The 17,549-nt window shown below is 42.0% G+C and carries 22 protein-coding genes and 1 pseudogene; 14 read left to right on the top strand and 9 right to left on the bottom strand.

Annotated features, from left to right (window positions below; genetic code table 11):
* Positions 1 to 105 precede the first annotated feature (105 nt).
* The gene (locus WDM69_RS08155; protein ID WP_338755286.1) at positions 106 to 351 is read left to right on the top strand and encodes a hypothetical protein; all 246 of its coding nucleotides are present in this window, start codon (positions 106 to 108) and stop codon (positions 349 to 351) included.
* A gap of 86 nt (positions 352 to 437) precedes the next feature.
* Here WDM69_RS08155 and WDM69_RS08150 read toward each other — a convergent pair whose 3' ends face one another.
* Positions 438 to 908, bottom strand: a complete 471-nt coding sequence (locus tag WDM69_RS08150; protein ID WP_338755285.1) for a pilin — start codon at positions 906 to 908, stop codon at positions 438 to 440.
* 52 nt (positions 909 to 960) lie between these two features.
* Between WDM69_RS08150 and WDM69_RS08145 the strand changes: the two genes are divergently transcribed.
* A complete protein-coding gene (locus WDM69_RS08145; RefSeq protein ID WP_078308454.1) occupies positions 961 to 1,860 on the top strand; it encodes an Rpn family recombination-promoting nuclease/putative transposase in 900 nt (299 codons plus the stop codon).
* Between the two features lie 3 nt (positions 1,861 to 1,863).
* Positions 1,864 to 2,265 (top strand): pilin, encoded by a 402-nt coding sequence (locus WDM69_RS08140; protein ID WP_338755914.1) that lies wholly within the window; start codon positions 1,864 to 1,866, stop codon positions 2,263 to 2,265.
* Positions 2,266 to 2,522: 257 nt separating this feature from the next.
* On the opposite strand, the gene WDM69_RS08135 is transcribed toward WDM69_RS08140, so the two are convergent.
* Complete coding sequence (locus tag WDM69_RS08135) at positions 2,523 to 2,804, bottom strand: transposase (protein WP_143823291.1); 282 nt, start codon at positions 2,802 to 2,804, stop codon at positions 2,523 to 2,525.
* On the bottom strand, positions 2,801 to 2,965 hold the full coding sequence (locus WDM69_RS08130; protein WP_240494876.1) for a transposase family protein: 165 nt from the start codon (positions 2,963 to 2,965) through the stop codon (positions 2,801 to 2,803). Before WDM69_RS08130 ends, WDM69_RS08135 begins: the two co-directional genes overlap by 4 nt.
* On the opposite strand from WDM69_RS08130, the pseudogene WDM69_RS08125 reads away from it, so the two are divergent.
* From WDM69_RS08125 to WDM69_RS08120, 3 genes and pseudogenes are all read left to right on the top strand, one after another.
* Positions 2,945 to 3,541 (top strand): annotated as a pseudogene (locus tag WDM69_RS08125) (RNA-guided endonuclease TnpB family protein); the annotation flags it as partial. The gene WDM69_RS08130 and the pseudogene WDM69_RS08125 sit on opposite strands and share 21 nt — an antisense overlap.
* 247 nt (positions 3,542 to 3,788) lie before the next feature.
* Positions 3,789 to 3,998 (top strand): helix-turn-helix domain-containing protein, encoded by a 210-nt coding sequence (locus WDM69_RS10045; RefSeq protein WP_078307103.1) that lies wholly within the window; start codon positions 3,789 to 3,791, stop codon positions 3,996 to 3,998.
* A 192-nt stretch (positions 3,999 to 4,190) separates the two neighbouring features.
* A complete protein-coding gene (locus WDM69_RS08120; RefSeq protein ID WP_158077869.1) occupies positions 4,191 to 5,411 on the top strand; it encodes a serine hydrolase domain-containing protein in 1,221 nt (406 codons plus the stop codon).
* Positions 5,412 to 5,441: 30 nt separating this feature from the next.
* Here the strand turns inward: WDM69_RS08120 and WDM69_RS08115 are convergent, their stop codons facing one another.
* The 3 genes from WDM69_RS08115 to WDM69_RS08105 all read right to left on the bottom strand — a co-directional run bounded on the left by WDM69_RS08115 (position 5,442) and on the right by WDM69_RS08105 (position 6,786).
* A complete protein-coding gene (locus WDM69_RS08115; protein ID WP_078307107.1) occupies positions 5,442 to 5,663 on the bottom strand; it encodes a hypothetical protein in 222 nt (73 codons plus the stop codon).
* Entirely contained in the window at positions 5,656 to 5,952 is a 297-nt protein-coding gene (locus WDM69_RS08110; protein WP_158077870.1) for a BrnT family toxin, read from the bottom strand. Before WDM69_RS08110 ends, WDM69_RS08115 begins: the two co-directional genes overlap by 8 nt.
* 375 nt (positions 5,953 to 6,327) lie before the next feature.
* Positions 6,328 to 6,786 (bottom strand): pilin, encoded by a 459-nt coding sequence (locus tag WDM69_RS08105; RefSeq protein WP_338755284.1) that lies wholly within the window; start codon positions 6,784 to 6,786, stop codon positions 6,328 to 6,330.
* 482 nt (positions 6,787 to 7,268) lie between these two features.
* Here WDM69_RS08105 and WDM69_RS08100 point away from each other — a divergent pair, with 482 nt between their 5' ends.
* Positions 7,269 to 7,574 carry a hypothetical protein gene (locus WDM69_RS08100; protein ID WP_338755283.1) on the top strand — a complete coding sequence of 102 codons (306 nt, stop codon included), beginning with the start codon at positions 7,269 to 7,271 and terminating at the stop codon, positions 7,572 to 7,574.
* 87 nt (positions 7,575 to 7,661) lie between these two features.
* Here WDM69_RS08100 and WDM69_RS08095 read toward each other — a convergent pair whose 3' ends face one another.
* From WDM69_RS08095 to WDM69_RS08085, 3 genes are all read right to left on the bottom strand, one after another.
* Positions 7,662 to 7,964, bottom strand: a complete 303-nt coding sequence (locus tag WDM69_RS08095) for a pilin (RefSeq protein WP_338755913.1) — start codon at positions 7,962 to 7,964, stop codon at positions 7,662 to 7,664.
* Positions 7,965 to 8,099: 135 nt separating this feature from the next.
* A complete protein-coding gene (locus WDM69_RS08090; RefSeq protein WP_338755282.1) occupies positions 8,100 to 8,975 on the bottom strand; it encodes an Rpn family recombination-promoting nuclease/putative transposase in 876 nt (291 codons plus the stop codon).
* Between the two features lie 110 nt (positions 8,976 to 9,085).
* Complete coding sequence (locus tag WDM69_RS08085; RefSeq protein ID WP_240494920.1) at positions 9,086 to 10,126, bottom strand: IS110 family transposase; 1,041 nt, start codon at positions 10,124 to 10,126, stop codon at positions 9,086 to 9,088.
* Between the two features lie 307 nt (positions 10,127 to 10,433).
* Between WDM69_RS08085 and WDM69_RS08080 the strand changes: the two genes are divergently transcribed.
* The 7 genes from WDM69_RS08080 to WDM69_RS08050 all read left to right on the top strand — a co-directional run bounded on the left by WDM69_RS08080 (position 10,434) and on the right by WDM69_RS08050 (position 17,465).
* Positions 10,434 to 10,763 carry an H-NS family nucleoid-associated regulatory protein gene (locus WDM69_RS08080; protein ID WP_078307798.1) on the top strand — a complete coding sequence of 110 codons (330 nt, stop codon included), beginning with the start codon at positions 10,434 to 10,436 and terminating at the stop codon, positions 10,761 to 10,763.
* 166 nt (positions 10,764 to 10,929) lie between these two features.
* Positions 10,930 to 11,913, top strand: coding sequence for a type II secretion system protein N (gspN, locus tag WDM69_RS08075; protein WP_338755281.1), 984 nt, complete (start codon positions 10,930 to 10,932; stop codon positions 11,911 to 11,913).
* A complete protein-coding gene (locus WDM69_RS08070) occupies positions 11,913 to 12,887 on the top strand; it encodes a type II secretion system protein N (RefSeq protein WP_078307799.1) in 975 nt (324 codons plus the stop codon). Before gspN ends, WDM69_RS08070 begins: the two co-directional genes overlap by 1 nt.
* An 85-nt stretch (positions 12,888 to 12,972) precedes the next feature.
* Positions 12,973 to 15,225 carry a type II secretion system secretin GspD gene (gspD, locus tag WDM69_RS08065; RefSeq protein WP_338755280.1) on the top strand — a complete coding sequence of 751 codons (2,253 nt, stop codon included), beginning with the start codon at positions 12,973 to 12,975 and terminating at the stop codon, positions 15,223 to 15,225.
* A gap of 67 nt (positions 15,226 to 15,292) precedes the next feature.
* On the top strand, positions 15,293 to 15,457 hold the full coding sequence (locus tag WDM69_RS08060; protein ID WP_338755279.1) for a hypothetical protein: 165 nt from the start codon (positions 15,293 to 15,295) through the stop codon (positions 15,455 to 15,457).
* Between the two features lie 183 nt (positions 15,458 to 15,640).
* A complete protein-coding gene (locus tag WDM69_RS08055; protein ID WP_338755912.1) occupies positions 15,641 to 16,597 on the top strand; it encodes a TatD family hydrolase in 957 nt (318 codons plus the stop codon).
* A gap of 46 nt (positions 16,598 to 16,643) precedes the next feature.
* Positions 16,644 to 17,465 (top strand): tRNA threonylcarbamoyladenosine dehydratase, encoded by an 822-nt coding sequence (locus WDM69_RS08050; RefSeq protein ID WP_143823321.1) that lies wholly within the window; start codon positions 16,644 to 16,646, stop codon positions 17,463 to 17,465.
* Positions 17,466 to 17,549 lie beyond the last annotated feature (84 nt).

Below are 17,549 nucleotides of genomic sequence, written 5' to 3'. Positions count from 1 at the left end.
ATCAGTATCCTAGCTGCCATCGCTCTGCCTGCGTATCAGAACTACACCCAACGTTCTGCTAATACTGCTTGTTTGGGTGAAGCGAAGGCATGGATGAGTATCCGTGTGGCAGATATTGCATCAAATACAGAATTTGCTGAATTTACTGGGAATGCTTGTGCTGTAGGTCCCATAAAAACTACTAAACCTACAGAGTCAGCCAAAGGTGCTGCAATATCTGGTAAAGATAATCAGAAAGCTGGTTTTATTGCTTCTGACACCCTGTATTTCTCACCACAAACTCGTGGTACTAAAGCTGAATGGAAGGCAGTTGAGTGTAAAACAGAATCAGGTACTTGTAAGTTGGTTTAATGATTTCTTAAAAAAGATAAACAAGCTCTCATCAATGAATGGTGAGAGCTTGTTTTTTTGATATTATGCTGGGTAGAATTTAATCGTTATTTAAAAGCATTTGGAAGGTATTTGTCTGTAATACTTGTTTTTTTAGATTCAATAGTAGCACTATCACCTTTCATCAATTGTAAGGTCGAATCTTCAGTTACTTTTAGAACAATTTCCTTGCCTTTAAGCTTGTCAGATACGCCAGTATCTTTAAACTTATAATGAATACCACAAACTAAACTACCAGCAGTATCAGCACCTTCTTGAAGAATGGTGGCTGTACCATATTTTCCGTCAAGTTTATCTTCAGCTGTGGCAGTACCGCCAGTGGTTGAAAAACATCTCCCATTTTGGCGATTGGTGCTAATGCTGGTTTTTAGTCCATCAGCCAAAGTAAAGGCTTCTGATACTTGTGCACGAGCAATGTAATCTTGATACGCAGGCAGAGCGATGGCAGCTAGGATACTGATGTCCCCACATCTCACCTGATTATCTCCCATGCCAAGCCATGCGTATGGCAATTGCATTCATCATCAGCTATGATTATCACTCATTCCTTTTGGTTAACGGTAAGATACAATGACCGCAATATACATCAATCCCTACACAGACTTTGGCTTTAAAAGATTATTTGGCAGCGAAGCGAGCAAACCTTTTTTGATGGATTTTTTAAACAGCATTTTACCACCCCATCATCAGATTGCTGAGCTGGCATTTAAAAATACCGAACAATTGGGTTTGACACAAAATGACCGCAAAGCAATCTATGATATTTATTGCCACAGCACCACAGGCGAGCAGTTTATTGTTGAATTGCAACGCATCAAACAAGAATTCTTTAAAGATCGTACATTATACTATGCCACCTTCCCCATCACTGAACAAGCCAAAAAAGGCAAAGACTGGGGATATAAACTCAGTGCTGTATATTGCATCAGCATTTTGGACTTTTATTTAGACATCATCTCTTCTGATGTGATACACACCATACAATTAAAGAATCAGCATAATCAGGTATTTTATGATAAATTAACATTCATCTATCTTGAGATGCCAAGTTTTAACAAAACCCAAAATGAACTGACAACCCATCTGGATAAATGGTTATTTTACCTAAAAAACCTAAAGGACTTACAAATGATACCCAATGTTTTTAAAAATGACACTTTATTTCAACAAGCCTTTGAACAAGCCAAAATTGCAAACATGAACCGAGAAGAATGGGCAAGATATGAACACAGCCTAAAAACTTACCGAGACAATACAGCAGCGGATGCTTATTTGGCCAAAGTGTCCTGGCAAGAGGGGCGAGATGTGGGGTTGAAACAGGGAATGGAAAAAGGTATGGAAAAAGGTATGGAAAAAGGCATAGAGCAAGCCACGCTAACCACGGCCAAAAACTTAAAAACCCTAGGACTGTCCATGGAGGTCATTATCCAAGCAACAGGGCTAAATGAAGACACCATCAATCAATTATAAACGATTATCAGTATCCTAGCTGCCATCGCTCTGCCTGCGTATCAAGATTACATTGCTCGTGCACAAGTATCAGAAGCCTTTACCCTTGCTGATGGTCTGAAAACCAGCATTAGCACCAATCGCCAAAATGGGAGATGTTTTTCAACCACTGGCGGTACTGCCACAGCTGAAGATAAACTTGACGGAAAATATGGTACAGCCACCATTCTTCAAGAAGGTGCTGATACTGCTGGTAGTTTAGTTTGTGGTATTCATTACGTGTTTAAAGACAATGGCGTATCCGATAAACTTAAATCAAAAAATATTGTTCTCAAAGTAACTGAAGATTCGGTATTAAAATTAGAAACTGTAGGTTCGAAACAATCAGATATTGATACTAAATATCTCCCAAATGCTTTTAAATAATTAAATATAACATATCTAAAACAGAAACAAGCTCTCACCATTCATTGATGAGAGCTTGTTTATTTTTCTCAGAAGTAACAATACCAGAAAACAATCTCATACGCAGGTTGTAACATCGTTTTCTATTGTGATAATGCTCCGAGACCATTTTAAACAGCTTGATTAACCCTATTTTATGTTCAATCAAGATACGTAACTTAGCCAAATACTGATTGGCTCTCTTTACTTCTTTAATTAAACTTATCACTTTAGGTTTCTTAAGATAGTATGAATGTTTGCTTATACCGCTTGCCAATACCCTGATAGCCATTGTCTACCATAATCAGTGTGTTGTATTCAAACCACTCAGGGTAGGTGTCTTTGTGCGGCTTAAAATCGTGTACTGAGCCTTTGTAAGTTTGTACGTCCAGTATCATACCTGTTTGCCAGTGAACGATGATTTGTGCTTTTAGGGTATGTTGTTTCTTTTTACCGTTGTCATATTGTTTTTTAGACGTTCTATTGGGGTTTCTGTGGCATCGACAATGATGGCTGGTCAGTTGATGTCATTATCTGTCCTGCTGGGAAGTTTTTTAGGTAATTCAAAATGTCCTGAGTTAATGAGTACGTCTTCGACTTTGTGAGCGATACGACTGGCTAAGGATTCATGTACGCCAAAGTCTATGCCAATATGGTATAAGGTACGATATTTACAACGCATAGCCAAATCATTCAAGCCATCAACGAAACCCATACTAAAAGCCGTAAGCAATTTAAAAAGGCTAAACTGGCGAACCAATAACCCCAATGCCAAGCGTAAATCGCTTGGTTGGCTACCGTTTAAACAATCTGCCATCAAACATATTGCCACGCAACAAACTGGTAAAAAAGGCTTAAAATCCACCATGAAACTCAACCTAGATAAAGGACAAAGACTCATCATGAACTATGGGACAATGATAATCTTTGCCTATACCAAATCAAGACACTACAAATCGTCTAGGCCAGCAATAACCATCGGCATGCTTGTATTACCGTTAAAGAGTACCCAAAATAAAAATGTAGTATTGGCAGTATTGGCAGATATTTAGGTTTAAAATAGTTTGTCACAACATCAAATGGCGATAAATCACATATCAAACAAATCCTAAAATGGGCTAAAAAACTAGCAATTGCCCAACGTGCTAAAAACAAACAACGTGTAAAAGCTATCCATGCTCAAATCAAAAACACACGCCAAGATTTAATTCATAAATTCACAGCAAGGTTAATCATAGAGACATTAATGCCAGTCGGAAAATTCTTGCGATCAGTATTGATTGTCTTATGGAAGAAATCCCCGAACGATAGGTATAAGAGAAAGTCAAATTTCATTGATTGATGTTTCATTTAACTCATCGTGGGTAATTCTCCACTCATCATCTTTAATTTAGGTAAAGATACAAATACGGATGACTTAATCAGTGTATCTTTCTATTTGCTCATCATTGATACTAAATAGAAATAATGCTAAATTACCTTATATTTTAACCAGTATTCATATCATGCTCAAAGCCTACAAATACCGAATGTACCTAAACAACAAACAAGCCTTAGTTTTTAACAAGCATTTTGGTCGTGACCGTTTTATATTTATTAATTGGATGCTTGGCTTACAAAATCGTTACTACAAAATATTTTGTAAAGGGTTGTTACACACTCAAATTCAAAGCCAGTTCGTCAGAAAAAGAAAACGGCTAAATTTGCATGGCTAAATGAAGTTAATAGCCAGTCGCTATTAAGTGCTTTACTTAAAATATTTATACCGCTTTTACTAATTTTTTAAAGGTTTGTAGCTGTTTTCCATGCTTTAAATCTAAAAAAATTCCCCAACAGAAATAACTAAAATATGACAATGAACAAGTAACGTGATGGCAGTGATATTTAATCATGTAACATTGAAAGACATGGCACAGCTTTCACTGATTATACTATTGATGGTTGTATTTGCCTATTATTACGCCAACAATCAAGCGCGCAATCAGTTATGGTTATCCACCTATCCCATTCGTGCCAAGCTGTCACTGACCAATCTGTCTTGTAGTGCCAATAGCCCAAACTGGATGGCAGAGGTGCTTAGGTATCAGACCCAACAAGGCGACGCTCCCAGCAATCAAATTGCTTATATCGACGCACAAGGGCAAACCCATCATTGTCATAATGGCTATGTTGATAAATACCCACTCATCTCTCAAGCGGTTACTGCCGACACTCGCTACCGCTATGCCAGCGTAACCAAGCTATGGACAGCCGATGCGACCCTAAGCCTAATCAGACAAGGCAAGCTGACGCTAGACACGCCACTGGTATCAATACTGACACAGATTGACCAACCCAAAGACGCTAGGGTTAATGACATTACCATCAGACAGCTGTTGTTACATCAAGGTGGCTTTGACCGTTATGGCATGTTTGGCAATGACATGTTTGGCATTGGTGAAGACATCTGCCCCAACCATATCGATAAGATGAATGACATCAAGCTAAACTTTGACCCCGGTAGCCAAAGCAGTTATTCTAACTTGGGCTATTGCTTGCTTGGTGAAGTGGTGGCAACGCTCAACCAACAACCACATCAAGCACCATCATATCAAGACAGCATCATCAAACAATATCAACTCAACCAAACCCACCTACGCTTTATCAGCAATGCCGCCATGGAAGATGAGGTATTTTATAATCATGTGGAGACGGGCATCACAGGATTGGGCGATATTTACACCGCATTTGACTATGATGGTTTGGCATCAGCAGCAGGGCTGTCTGGCAATGCCATTGACTTGGCAGAGCAAGTAAAAGCGATGATTGCTCAGCCTGAGCCTAATGTGTTGTCTACAGGCGACAATCACGCTTGTGAAGCCATCAAAACCAACTCACATCAGCCACATGGCTCACACAGCAACAGCCACCATGGCGATGATGAAAAATGTCATGGTTATGGTACGGTCGCTTTTCGTCATGCCCCAAATGGCTCAATCATGTATTATCGAGATGGGGCATTGCCGGGGTTAAGAACGTTGGTACTGATTGACCAAAAGGGAGCGGTGGTGGTTTTATTAAGTAATGGTAGGGGCAAAGAAGATGGATCACAACAACTCATAAAGAAAATTGTTAAAAACTTAGAGTAAAAAAATAAACACGCCTTTGCAAAAAAAAAGCTAAGTCAATAACAAACGCAACATGCCGTTTATTTTGGCAATTTGGTTTGGTTGATTGGCATTTTGGTTGATAAGTTGCCATACGTCAGGCTCAATCAGAGACGTTTGATGTTGTTGGTTGGGTGTGCGTTTGGCGGTTTGTCGCTGAGTGATTTGTGGCGGTATGCCACGCACGGCATCGGTCATATCAAAATTAAAATACACGTCGTCATCTTTATCCATAATAAAATTCCTTAATCTGGTCCTTACTTGCCAAAAATCCTGTAATTAGACGTATTTTATCGTAACGCTCAGTCCAAACGACGGTTAAAATGCGTGCTTTATCGCTACAACCTGTGCTAATAAAACGCCGTTCACCATAATCACGGTAATCTTGTTTGGTAATGGTGGTAGGGTTGAACAATATCGTGGCACATTCTTGAAACGTAACGCCATGTGTTTTTGATATCAATAGTGCTTTATTACTGTCCCATTCAAATGTGATGTCATTTATGATATGAGTTTGGTTCATCAAGTCCATTGCCTTGGCGATATTTGCGATATTTATAAATTTAGATTGTACTGATTGTAACATAAGTTTTTACTCAATCAACCTTTATACATATACAGGTTTCTTATCATAACCACTCTGATAACAACTTAGTAGTCAAAGACATCACCCCCACCAATTACCACCACCATGCCCATGGTTAAAGTGAACATGGGATAAGCGTGTGTTTCTTTGATGATTTTGGTGGTTTATCGGTCAGATATTCTAGATTGTCTATCATGGTGATAATTTTTTAAATTTATTTGTGTTTCTAAGATTGTAGCATTGATGCTGATAAAATAAAACCCACCAAAAAATGGTGGGTTTTGTGGGTAAGTATGAGTGAATTTAATAGCTTTATGAAGTAGTTGTAGCAACACTACATCCAGTGGGTGCAAACTTAGCATCAACAGTAGTTTTACAAGTCCAAGCACCATCAGTACTACGGCTCCAGGTTAATGTCTTGGTCTTAATGGCTGTGGCTGCGTTACCACCAAACTTAGCTACTAGGGTTGCTGTATTAGCATTAAATGTTGCTACCAGGGCGTCTCCCTGTAGTTTTTTTGTGTCAGTACTGGCTCCATTACCAAGTAAATTGCTGTTTGTCCATCCAAATTCACATTTGGCGGCAGTAATGCCATCTAGCAAGCAGGTTTCAGCTGCAGTTCTCATCTGTCCAACTTCACTCATCACACGGCTAACTTGTGAGCGGGCGATGTAGTTTTGGTATTGTGGGATTGCGATGGCAGCTAGGATACCGATAATGGCAACCACAATCATCAATTCGATAAGAGTAAAACCTTTTTGAGCGTTCATAATGAACTCCTTTTGTGTCATGGTGAGCATAGAGTAGATGCCCCCATATTGGTTGAATGGTTAATCATTTAGCGATACATGATTAGGTAATGTGTCAGACTAAATGATTAATCTTTTGTTTCTTATGTCTTAATTGTTGCATGCGTCATGCCAGTTTACACCTTTTTGCATATTTTATACATTCATATACTCATAAATTGGCGATTTTTGATATTGGTTGTTATCCAAAGGTGGTTTAAAACCGATAAATGATTGATAGATGGGTAAATCGGTAACTATTTTTGTTATCACACTGTCCATATTGACACTTTTGGATAACATTTTTTGGACATAACATCTATTGATTGTTTATGGTCAGTCAAAAATGGGCAGATAAATGGTGCTGATTTCTGATGTAAGCAACCTTTATCATCAGTATCCTAGCTGCCATCGCTCTGCCTGCGTATCAGAACTATACCCAAAGTTCTGCTAATACTGCTTGTTTGGGTGAAGCAAAAGCATGGGCTAGTGCTAGAGTGGCGGATGTAGCAATTGGTACTCCTAAAACTGGTCAAGGTGCTACTGGAATAGTATTCGGCGAATATACTAAATCCGCATGTGCTGAAGGTCCTATGAAAACAAAAGCAACAGAAGCATCTAAAGGTACGTCCATATCTGGTGCTGATAATCAAAGAGATGCATTTATTGGTACTAAAACCCTGTATTTCTCACCACAAACTCGTGGTACTAAAGATAAATGGCAGGCAGTTGAGTGTACAACAGAATCAGGTACTTGTAAGTTGGTTTAATGATTTCTTAAAAAAGATAAACAAGCTCTCACCATTCATTGATGAGAGCTTGTTTTTTTTGATATTATGCTGGGTAGAATTTAATCGTTATTTAAAAGCACTTGGAAGGTATTTTTCCGCAATTTCGGTCTTTTTAGTAGCAAAAGTCTCCTTTGTTAATTGTAATGTCGAATCTTCAGTTACTTTTAGAACAATCTCCTTGCCTTTAAGCTTATCGGATACGCCAGTATCGTTGAACTTATAATAAATACCACAGACTAAACTGCCAGCGGTATCACCTTCTTGGAGAATTTCAGCTGTACCATATTTCCCAACAAGTTTATCTTCAGTTTGGGCTGAAGTGCTAGCACTATTAGCAAAACATTTCCCATTTTGGCGATTGGTACTGATGCTGGTTTTTAGACCATCAGCAAGGGTAAAGGCTTCTGATACTTGTGCACGAGCAATGTAATCTTGATACGCAGGCAGAGCGATGGCAGCTAGGATACTGATAATCGTTTATAATTGATTGATACTGATAATCGTTTATAATTGATTGATGGTGTCTTCATTTAGCCCTGTTGCTTGGATAATGACCTCCATGGACAGTCCTAGGGTTTTTAAGTTTTTGGCCGTGGTTAGCGTGGCTTGCTCTATGCCTTTTTCCATTCCCTGTTTCAACCCCACATCTCGCCCCTCTTGCCAGGACACTTTGGCTAAATAAGCATCCGCTGCTGTATTGTCTCGGTAAGTTTTTAGGCTGTGTTCATATCTTGCCCATTCTTCTCGGTTCATGTTTGCAATTTTGGCTTGTTCAAAGGCTTGTTGAAATAAAGTGTCATTTTTAAAAACATTGGGTATCATTTGTAAGTCCTTTAGGTTTTTTAGGTAAAATAACCATTTATCCAGATGGGTTGTCAGTTCATTTTGGGTTTTGTTAAAACTTGGCATCTCAAGATAGATGAATGTTAATTTATCATAAAATACCTGATTATGCTGATTCTTTAATTGTATGGTGTGTATCACATCAGAAGAGATGATGTCTAAATAAAAGTCCAAAATGCTGATGCAATATACAGCACTGAGTTTATATCCCCAGTCTTTGCCTTTTTTGGCTTGTTCAGTGATGGGGAAGGTGGCATAGTATAATGTACGATCTTTAAAGAATTCTTGTTTGATGCGTTGCAATTCAACAATAAACTGCTCGCCTGTGGTGCTGTGGCAATAAATATCATAGATTGCTTTGCGGTCATTTTGTGTCAAACCCAATTGTTCGGTATTTTTAAATGCCAGCTCAGCAATCTGATGATGGGGTGGTAAAATGCTGTTTAAAAAATCCATCAAAAAAGGTTTGCTCGCTTCGCTGCCAAATAATCTTTTAAAGCCAAAGTCTGTGTAGGGATTGATGTATATTGCGGTCATTGTATCTTACCGTTAACCAAAAGGAATGAGTGATAATCATAGCTGATGATGAATGCAATTGCCATATGGTTTGGTGTAGGGTAACGGGGTGGGGGTACTGATGACAGACCTTATTGATGCAAACTGGGATCAAAGGGCTGTCCTGTTTTAATGACAACATAGCAAATGGCAAGTAACTTACGCATCACTGCCACAATCACCTGTTTTTTACATTTACCATTCGCCAGCAGTCTTTGTACAAATGGCTGAAAGGCTTTATAGCGACCAAAGCTAACCACCACCGCAGGCATATATAACACCTCACGAATGTCTGGTCTACCACCATGACCAATGGTGGTTTGTTTATTGATGCTACTGCCAGATTGATATGCCCTTGGCACAAGCCCCACAAAGCTGACCAAATGTTTAGATGACGCAAAGCGAGAACCATCACCAATCAATGCCAAGAGAGGTGGTATTGATTTTTTGCCAATACCTGGAATGCTGTGCAGCAGTGTGGCACGAACTTTTAGGTTAACATCGCTGTTTATGGTTTGCCAAATCACACAATCCAACTTTTGAATGTGTGTTTGCCAATAGTTGATGGTACTTTGAATAAAGCTTAGGGTATGGTAATTGGCAGTTTCAAGACGAGTTAATTCATTGGTCAGTTTGTGTTTGCTGTGGTGTCTTTGGCGTACAAGGCTAATCATCTTATCTTCAATGGGTGATGGTGGTTGCCAAAGTGGGGGATTTTCGTGGCGACCATAGCGGGCCAAAAGAGCAGCATCTTGTTTGTCTGTTTTATTACGAATGCCCAAACTTTTGGCGTAAGCACGGATAAAAGCAGGGTTGACGACGCTCACTAAAAATCCAGCCTGATATGCCCAAAGTGCCAATGCCTGCCAATAGATGTTGGTGGATTCCATGATAAAATGAATATTGAGACATGTTATTTTGTGTTCAGTTAGGTGGTTTGTTAGGTAATTTGATAGGTCTAAAAAACCATCATCGTGGTTGCAAAAACGGGCATAAAAAGTGCTGTTATTTTGTAAAAAGCTGATGTCAAATGAAGATTTGGCAATGTCTATGCCGATGATAAGCGAATAAAGAATAAGGGGTGAATTGTCTGTATTAAGATTGTTTTTATTAAAATCATTTTTGCTAAGCATGTAGATAAACCCAACTGCAGTAGGTAAATGTCTGACGACTCAACCTAGCTTACGGGTTTTACCCAAGATACCGACCGAGTTTAATATTAGACATTTCAATAATTTTGACACACTTAAGCGATAAATACAACTTAAGTATTTTTTATCATTTGGCGGTTATTTGCCATTAGACTGTGAATTAAGTTTATTGATGTGCTTAAAATAGGTTTAATTTTACAAAAGTTCATGGTAGGATAATCAGTTAAGAAGATTGTTTTGATATTGGTTTTTATATTCAATTGGTTTTTATATTCATTGTTAAGGATTTATGATGATGACATCAAATTTACCCAAAGAGCTTGAAAATTTTGACATTGAGCAACTGGCTGCCATCAGTAAAAATGCTCAAGCCCTTATCCAAAAAAAGCAAAAACAAAAGCTGTATGACGCATATGAGCATTTTGAGCAAATTGCCAAAGAGATGGATTGCACTGTGCAGGACATTTTAGCCGCTGGCAGTGAGCTGGAATATGAGCGTAACATCAAATACCGCCATCCTGATGACCCAAACAAAAACTGGACAGGGCGTGGGCGTATGGCGAAATGGCTAAAAGAAGAAATTGAGGGTGGTAAAGCATTAGAAGATTTTGCGGTTTGATTGTTGCGGTTTGGGTTAATCGTTGATTGATGATAAGGTCGTGTTCATTTGGTTGGATACGACCTTTTTGCAGTTTATTATCAATATTTGTTATCATGGTGGTCATGTGTTTGGTCGCTATGTGTTGTTATTTATTCATTGTGCTGTTATGTTGTGAGAACCCATCGTGTCGGTGTCGTCCTTGTTATCGTCTAAAAGCAAATCTAAAAGCAAGTTTAGAGCCAAAGCAAATGACTCAGCCAACAGTCAATCAGTGACGGCACGCCCAAGCGTGTTGTGGTGGTTGATTGGTTTGGTGTTATTGTGCTTATGTGTGCTGATGCAGATGCCAGCGTCTTGGGTGGTGCAGAAGTTTTTGGGTGATGATGACCATATCCAGTGGGTCTCTGGTAATTTGTGGCAAGGTTCGCTGTCTTGGCAGATGCCCATGCAGGGCAAGCCCCCCTTGGTGGGCAGTGTTGATTGGCAATGGCAACCCAGTCAGCTGTTGTTGGCTCGGTTGGGGGCAGATGTGCAAGTGGTCTCTGGTGGCACACGTTTGCAAGGCAAGGTGGCAAGGGGCATTGGCAAATGGCGAATGGTGGACATGAATGGTCGCATCGGGGCAGATACGCTACAGACATTGGTTGCTTGGCAAGTGCCTAATGCTCCCATCGAAGTCAAGCAAGTCAGCTTGGTGTATGATAAGCAGATGGGCTTTAATAAAGCTGATGGCATGATGAGTTGGGTGGGCGGTGAGCTGAGTTATCCCAGTGGTGGGCGAGTGTTTGAGATGACGTTACCTGCCATGACTGCCCAGTTGACAAGTAAAAAAACTAAGACAGATAATGTTGCCAACACAACTGCCACAAATGGCAAGCAACATGCCTTACATTTACAACTGCTTGATGAAGACAGCAAACGATTGGGGGCGTTGTTGGTGGATGCTGATGGTATGGTGGATGTCAGCTTGACCCAAAGATTGCTTGAGCATGTGCCTGATTATCAAGGGTCAGCTCCTAAAGACAGCGTGGTGGTGGCGGTCAGACAGCCGTTAATTTTGGGTGTGTTAAGCCATACGCACAACCCTGATGGCCACAACCTTGATGCCCATAGCCCTGATACGCACAACTTTGATGCGCCACCAGTAGAACAAGGTGAGGGCTTGTGATGGGCATGCTAGATAAGCTAGGCAGCAAGATAAAGGACAACTCATTTATCCCCACCAACCGACAGGCAGGCACGCTTGAGCGGGTATTTGAGCATGTGGTGGCGTGGCTCAATCGTCTGTCGCCGTTGGCGTTATTGTTGTCGCTGTTGTGGCTTTGTTGGGTATTGGCTCAACTGCTGTGGTTGTTATTATCACCCCCCACTGCTCCCAGACTGCCTGTCGTGGCATTACAACCGACTGCCATACAGACTGTGCCACAAGATACGTATATGGTGTTTGCCAATCCGATACCGCAAGTGCCTGTTAATCAGCCACCCCCAGATATTAAAGTTCAAGGGGTGATGGTGGCAACGCCTGCCCATCTTTCTTCGGCAATTTTGTTGATGAATGGTGTCAGTCAAGGTTATGGTATCAATGACCCATTGGCAAATAGTGGTTATACTTTGGCGGCGGTATTTTGGGATAAGGTTATGATTGCTGATGCCAATGGGCAGACCGTGGATATTCCCTTGCGTGAGCCGATGCAACTTGACCAACCCAATGCCTTTGCCAATCCTGCCACAGGCATGATGCCACAAACCCTGGCAACTTTGCCTACTGATGTTGATGGTTTTGATGTTGATGGTTTTGGTGATGTTGGTGGCTTTAATGGTGGTGAACATCATGATTTTGGTGGTGTAAATGCCTTTGAGCAAGCTGCTGATGAGTTGCGTCATAATCCTGCTGGATATTTAAGCCGTATGGGGGTGATGGCGGTGGGTGATGGCTATCAAGTGACTGATGCGATGCCCAGTGATATTAAAAATCGCCTAGGTCTGGAGGCAGGAGATAGGGTCATCTCAGTCAATGGTCAGAGTGTGGGTAGCAACCCCATGCAAGATGCTGATGTGATTCAGCAAGTGCAACAATCAGGCACAGCCAGTATTCAAGTACAACGAGGTGAGCAGGTCATCACCATTCGCCAGCAATTTTAGTTGGTTTTTATCGGTTTGGTCATCAAGGTTTAATCATCATATTCAATGATTGTGTTTGATGAGTTTGTCTTCAAGGGAAGTTTATATGTGTTTGTTAAAAGCCATTCATCATAAAATGAGAAACAAGATGAGGGTGGGTGCGTTGGTATTGCCATTGACGGTGGCGGTGATGTCAGCGATGATGCCACACACGGCATTGGCTGAAACTTGGAAAGTCAATCTACAAGAAGCGGACATCAAAGGCTTTATTAATGAAGTGGCGACCATCACAGGCAAGAACTTTGTCCCAGACCCACGCATCAATGGTAACATTACCGTCATCTCTCAGCGTGCCATGACTGAAGCTGAAGTGTATGATTTATTTTTGAGCGTGATGCGAGTCAATGGCATCACTGCCATTGAACGCAATGGCTTGGTTGAGCTTTTACCAGATAACGTTGCCAAACAGTCAGGCGTGGCGGTGGACATTGATGGCACTGCCCGTGGTGAGCAGATGGTGACCCGTGTCATTTATCTGTCCAGCTCACGAGCCGACGAAGTGTTGTCAGTCATTCGCCCCATCATGCCCCAGTCTGCCCACGCAGCAGCGGTTGGTAGTGTCAATGCCTTGGTGTTGTCTGATAGGGCAGATAGCCTAAACCAGTTAACAGCACTCATTCGTGATTTGGACAGCAATGTGAGTAACAGCGTGAGCGTCATTCCCCTACAACACACCGATGCTCAACGGATGCTGGAGCTGTTATCTGGGGTTACCGAGCAAGCAAGCCAAGGGCAAGACTCATTAGGCAGTCGCTTAACACTCACAGCTGACCCTGCTTCAGACCGCTTAATTGTCATGGGCAATCCTGAGCAGATTGCCAAAATTCAAGCCCTTGTGAATCGTCTTGATACTGTGCCAACACGACGATTAAGCGGTGTGCGTACTTTTCGGCTTAACTATGCTGACGCATTACAGACCGCAGAGATATTGCGAGCCTTGTTAGGTGGGCAGTCCATCAACAGTGCTGAGACGCAGTCAACCTTATCCACCGCTTCTTTATCCAATGGCAGTAGTGCCATGAACAACAGTGGCAATGCCTCTACTGGCTCTAATGGAGGTTCAAGCACAAATGCCATCAGTGGCGGTGGTGAACAAAATAACGGCAGACGTTACAGCATCATCGCCAATGAAACTCAAAACGCCATCATCGTCAATGCCCCTAATGAGCTGATGATGGAGATAGAAGACACCATCATGCAGATGGATATCAAAGAGCCACAGGTACTAATCCAAGCTGCCATCATTGAGATATCAGGCGATGATGCTCGTCAGTTGGGTGTACAATGGGCATTGGGCAGTGCCAATTCAGGCTATGGCGTGGTCAACTTTGATAATGCTGGCGTGAGTGCCACGACACTGGCAACAGCAGCATTGAGTAAAAGTGCCACCGCCGTCAGTGGGGCGGCCAGTGCCATTGCTGGGGCGTTATTGGGTTTTGGCAATAGTCGTCAACGCCATGGCTCAACAGAGTTTTATGGGGCGATATTACAAGCCCTTGACCGCACGACCAGTGCCAATCTGCTGTCTACGCCTTCCATCATGACCTTAAATAATAAAGAGGCCAAAATTTTAGTGGGGCAAAATGTGCCATTTGTTACAGGCTCTTACAATACCAACAGCAATAACAGCAATCCATTTCAAACCGTCAGCAGACAAGATGTGGGCATTCAGCTTAACGTCAAACCACGAGTGGGGCGAGATGGTACAGTACGCCTAGAAGTGTCCCAAGAAGTGTCCGCGGTTGTGCCAGGCAGTACCAACAACATCAATGGCTTGGTAACCAATAAAAGCTTTATTGACACCACCATCATGGCAAAAGATGGGCAAACGGTGGCATTGGGAGGCTTGATGCGTGATAACACCACCAATAGTGCTCAAAAAGTACCTGGATTGGGTGATATTCCGATGCTGGGGCGATTATTTCGCTCTGATGGCAAATCCAATCAAAAAAGCAATCTCATCATTTTTTTGCAGCCAACGGTGTTGTATGACAGTGCGGCGGTGGCGAGCATGACCGAAAAACGCAACAATCAGCTCATCACCATGCAGTTGGTGATTGACAGCAATGGCACAATTAAAAAAATTCCTCTAAAGCAACCTGTCAGTCAATATCCACAAGTGCCTGTGTCCGTACCCATGCCCATCACTGTTCCTGATAAATCGGTGTTAAACAGTCTGACACATGATGACTTAATTCATGAAGACTTGATTGATGTTACCCCCAATCAGCCAATGGCCATCACGCAGCAGCAACCCATCACAGCACCAAAAACCATACAATCTGTTCAATCTGATTAAATCAAATGGCATAAATTAAATGGCATAAAGGCAGATAATTCATTGGCAAATAATTGGCAGACATACCATGGCGAAACACACACCCAATCAACCCAACGGCATGTTAAAACAGCATCGAAAAACGATGTGGCTTAAGCTTGGTAAGCTTGGCTTGGTGGCGGTGGGATTAATGTTTATCCCACGCTCCAGCAGTCGTAAGGCAGATTATGACAAGAAAACAGCCACAAGGTAAACAGCCACAAAATAGGTTGGGCAGGTTGGGCAGGTTGGCAACATCGTCAAGGCGATGGCAATAACAATGACCGCAAAGTGGGCTGAGCAGGTCAAAATAGCCAGCCCCTATCAGCATATCTTAATCTTAGCTTATTTTAATTCAGTTTATTTTAACGCACAGTTTATCGCATCTATGTCATCTATGTCTTCAACATCTTATCCACTTTTACCTTATCAACATGCACACGCTTTGATAGACACACACACGCATTTTGATGTCAGCATTTTTGATGCTGACCGTGAGCAACAAGTGTTAAATGCAATGCAGGCAGGGGTGCGTCATTTGGTGTTGGTCGGTTATGTTGCCAAATACTTTGAGCGTATGCGTGATGTTCAACAACAAATCAACCAGCAGGTTGCAAGGCAAGTGGATAAGCAGTCAGCCACGCAAGCAGAACACAACTTGCAAGCACATGTGGCATATGGCTTGCACCCATTTTATATTCGCAGTCATGACGATGCTGATTTGGACATTTTGGCAAATGAATTGCAACATCATGATTGCCTTGCCTTGGGTGAGATAGGCCTAGATACCTTTAGTAAAACCATGAAACAACCTGAACATTATCAGCGTCAGGTGCGTTTTTTTCAGGCACAGTTACAACTGGCACAGAAACATCAACTGCCCATCATGCTACACATTCGTAAAGCCCATGCTGACGCACTAAAAATCTTAAAACAGTTCCGTCATCAACAGCGTGGCAATGGGGGGATTGCCCACAGTTTTAGCGGAGCACAGCAAGAAGCAAAGGCGTTTGTCAAACTTGGCTTTAAACTGGGTATCACAGGGCAAGTCAGTAATCCCAATGCCAAAAAATTGCACCGCGCGATTAAGGCAGCGGTGGATTATGCTGGCTTAGAGTGTTTGGTGATAGAGACCGATTGCCCTGACATGACCCCATTGCCATGTCAACGTCGCCATCATCATCACCATGATGTGAATAAGCCCAATGATGTGAATAAGCAACCAGACAGAAATGTCCCTGCCAATTTGCCTTATGTGTTGTTGGCATTGTCTGAGCTGTTGTCTGTGCCAGTGCAACTGTTGGCAGAACGGCTTTGGCAAAACAGCGTGAATGCTTTAAACTTACCTCTTTAAACTTACCCCTTTCATCTTAATGACATAACCAACCATATGACTTATCATGCCCATGACTTCTTTTAACCCTGTTACCAATGACCATCAGATTGATGCCCAATATGACCGCCGTTTTGGTGGCACAAAGACCTTATACGGTCATGACGCAATGCAACGCTTTGGCAATGCCCATGTGTATGTGATTGGTATTGGTGGTGTGGGCAGTTGGGCGGCTGAAGCACTGGCAAGAACGGCAGTCGGTGAGCTGACGTTGATTGACATGGACGTGTTGGTGGCATCAAACATCAATCGCCAACTGCCTGCACTAGACAGCAGTTTGGGGCAAAGTAAAATCGAAGCAATGGCATTACGTTTGCATCAAATTAACCCACGGTTAACGCTGAACTTATGCGATGAGTTTGTTACCCAAGACAATGTCAATCAACTGTTGCCCAGCCGTCAAGACAAAGACAAGGCACATCAAAAGGGGCGTGGTATGGTGATATTAGACTGTACCGATGACATGAGTGCTAAGGTGCATATTGCGTTGCATTGTCGGTTTAATAAATTAAAGCTGGTGTGTGCTGGTGGAGCAGGGAGCAAAACAGACCCCACTCGCATCGGCATTAGTGACTTAAAAGACACCACCCAAGACCCATTGTTGGCAAGATTACGCAACAAATTGCGTCAAGAACATGGCATCAACCGTGAATTAAAAACTAAGTTTGGCATTCGCTGTGTGTATTCTGACCAACCGCCAGAGCATAGCAAGGTGGGCAGTCAAGCTCACGGCTTGCAATGTGGCGGTTATGGCTCAGCGGTGGTGATGACCGCCAGCATGGGCATGGTGATGGCAAGTGAAGCATTACATTTGTTGGCAATACCATAAAAAACATTGGCAACCAAACTTGTCAAACCGATGAACATGTCATCAGTTGGGATTATTGGTGGTTATGCCATTGATGAATGACGA

This window comes from Lwoffella lincolnii (assembly GCF_037201985.1).
Lineage (GTDB): Bacteria > Pseudomonadota > Gammaproteobacteria > Pseudomonadales > Moraxellaceae > Psychrobacter > Psychrobacter lincolnii.
This window is presented reverse-complemented; position numbering and strand designations above follow the sequence as displayed.

Bases quoted from the DNA above. Each gene is read 5' to 3' on its own strand.
- WDM69_RS08150 (WP_338755285.1), bottom strand. From the start codon at position 908: ATGCAATTGCCATACGCATGGCTTGGCATGGGAGATAATCAGGTGAGA.
- WDM69_RS08145 (WP_078308454.1), top strand. From the start codon at position 961: ATGACCGCAATATACATCAATCCCTACACAGACTTTGGCTTTAAAAGA.
- WDM69_RS08130 (WP_240494876.1), bottom strand. From the start codon at position 2,965: ATGCGTTGTAAATATCGTACCTTATACCATATTGGCATAGACTTTGGC.
- WDM69_RS10045 (WP_078307103.1), top strand. From the start codon at position 3,789: ATGCTCAAAGCCTACAAATACCGAATGTACCTAAACAACAAACAAGCC.
- WDM69_RS08120 (WP_158077869.1), top strand. From the start codon at position 4,191: ATGGCACAGCTTTCACTGATTATACTATTGATGGTTGTATTTGCCTAT.
- WDM69_RS08115 (WP_078307107.1), bottom strand. From the start codon at position 5,663: ATGGATAAAGATGACGACGTGTATTTTAATTTTGATATGACCGATGCC.
- WDM69_RS08110 (WP_158077870.1), bottom strand. From the start codon at position 5,952: ATGAACCAAACTCATATCATAAATGACATCACATTTGAATGGGACAGT.
- WDM69_RS08105 (WP_338755284.1), bottom strand. From the start codon at position 6,786: ATGAACGCTCAAAAAGGTTTTACTCTTATCGAATTGATGATTGTGGTT.
- WDM69_RS08090 (WP_338755282.1), bottom strand. From the start codon at position 8,975: ATGACCGCAATATACATCAATCCCTACACAGACTTTGGCTTTAAAAGA.
- WDM69_RS08085 (WP_240494920.1), bottom strand. From the start codon at position 10,126: ATGCTTAGCAAAAATGATTTTAATAAAAACAATCTTAATACAGACAAT.
- WDM69_RS08080 (WP_078307798.1), top strand. From the start codon at position 10,434: ATGATGATGACATCAAATTTACCCAAAGAGCTTGAAAATTTTGACATT.
- WDM69_RS08070 (WP_078307799.1), top strand. From the start codon at position 11,913: ATGGGCATGCTAGATAAGCTAGGCAGCAAGATAAAGGACAACTCATTT.
- gspD (WP_338755280.1), top strand. From the start codon at position 12,973: ATGTGTTTGTTAAAAGCCATTCATCATAAAATGAGAAACAAGATGAGG.
- WDM69_RS08060 (WP_338755279.1), top strand. From the start codon at position 15,293: ATGGCGAAACACACACCCAATCAACCCAACGGCATGTTAAAACAGCAT.
- WDM69_RS08055 (WP_338755912.1), top strand. From the start codon at position 15,641: ATGTCTTCAACATCTTATCCACTTTTACCTTATCAACATGCACACGCT.
- WDM69_RS08050 (WP_143823321.1), top strand. From the start codon at position 16,644: ATGCCCATGACTTCTTTTAACCCTGTTACCAATGACCATCAGATTGAT.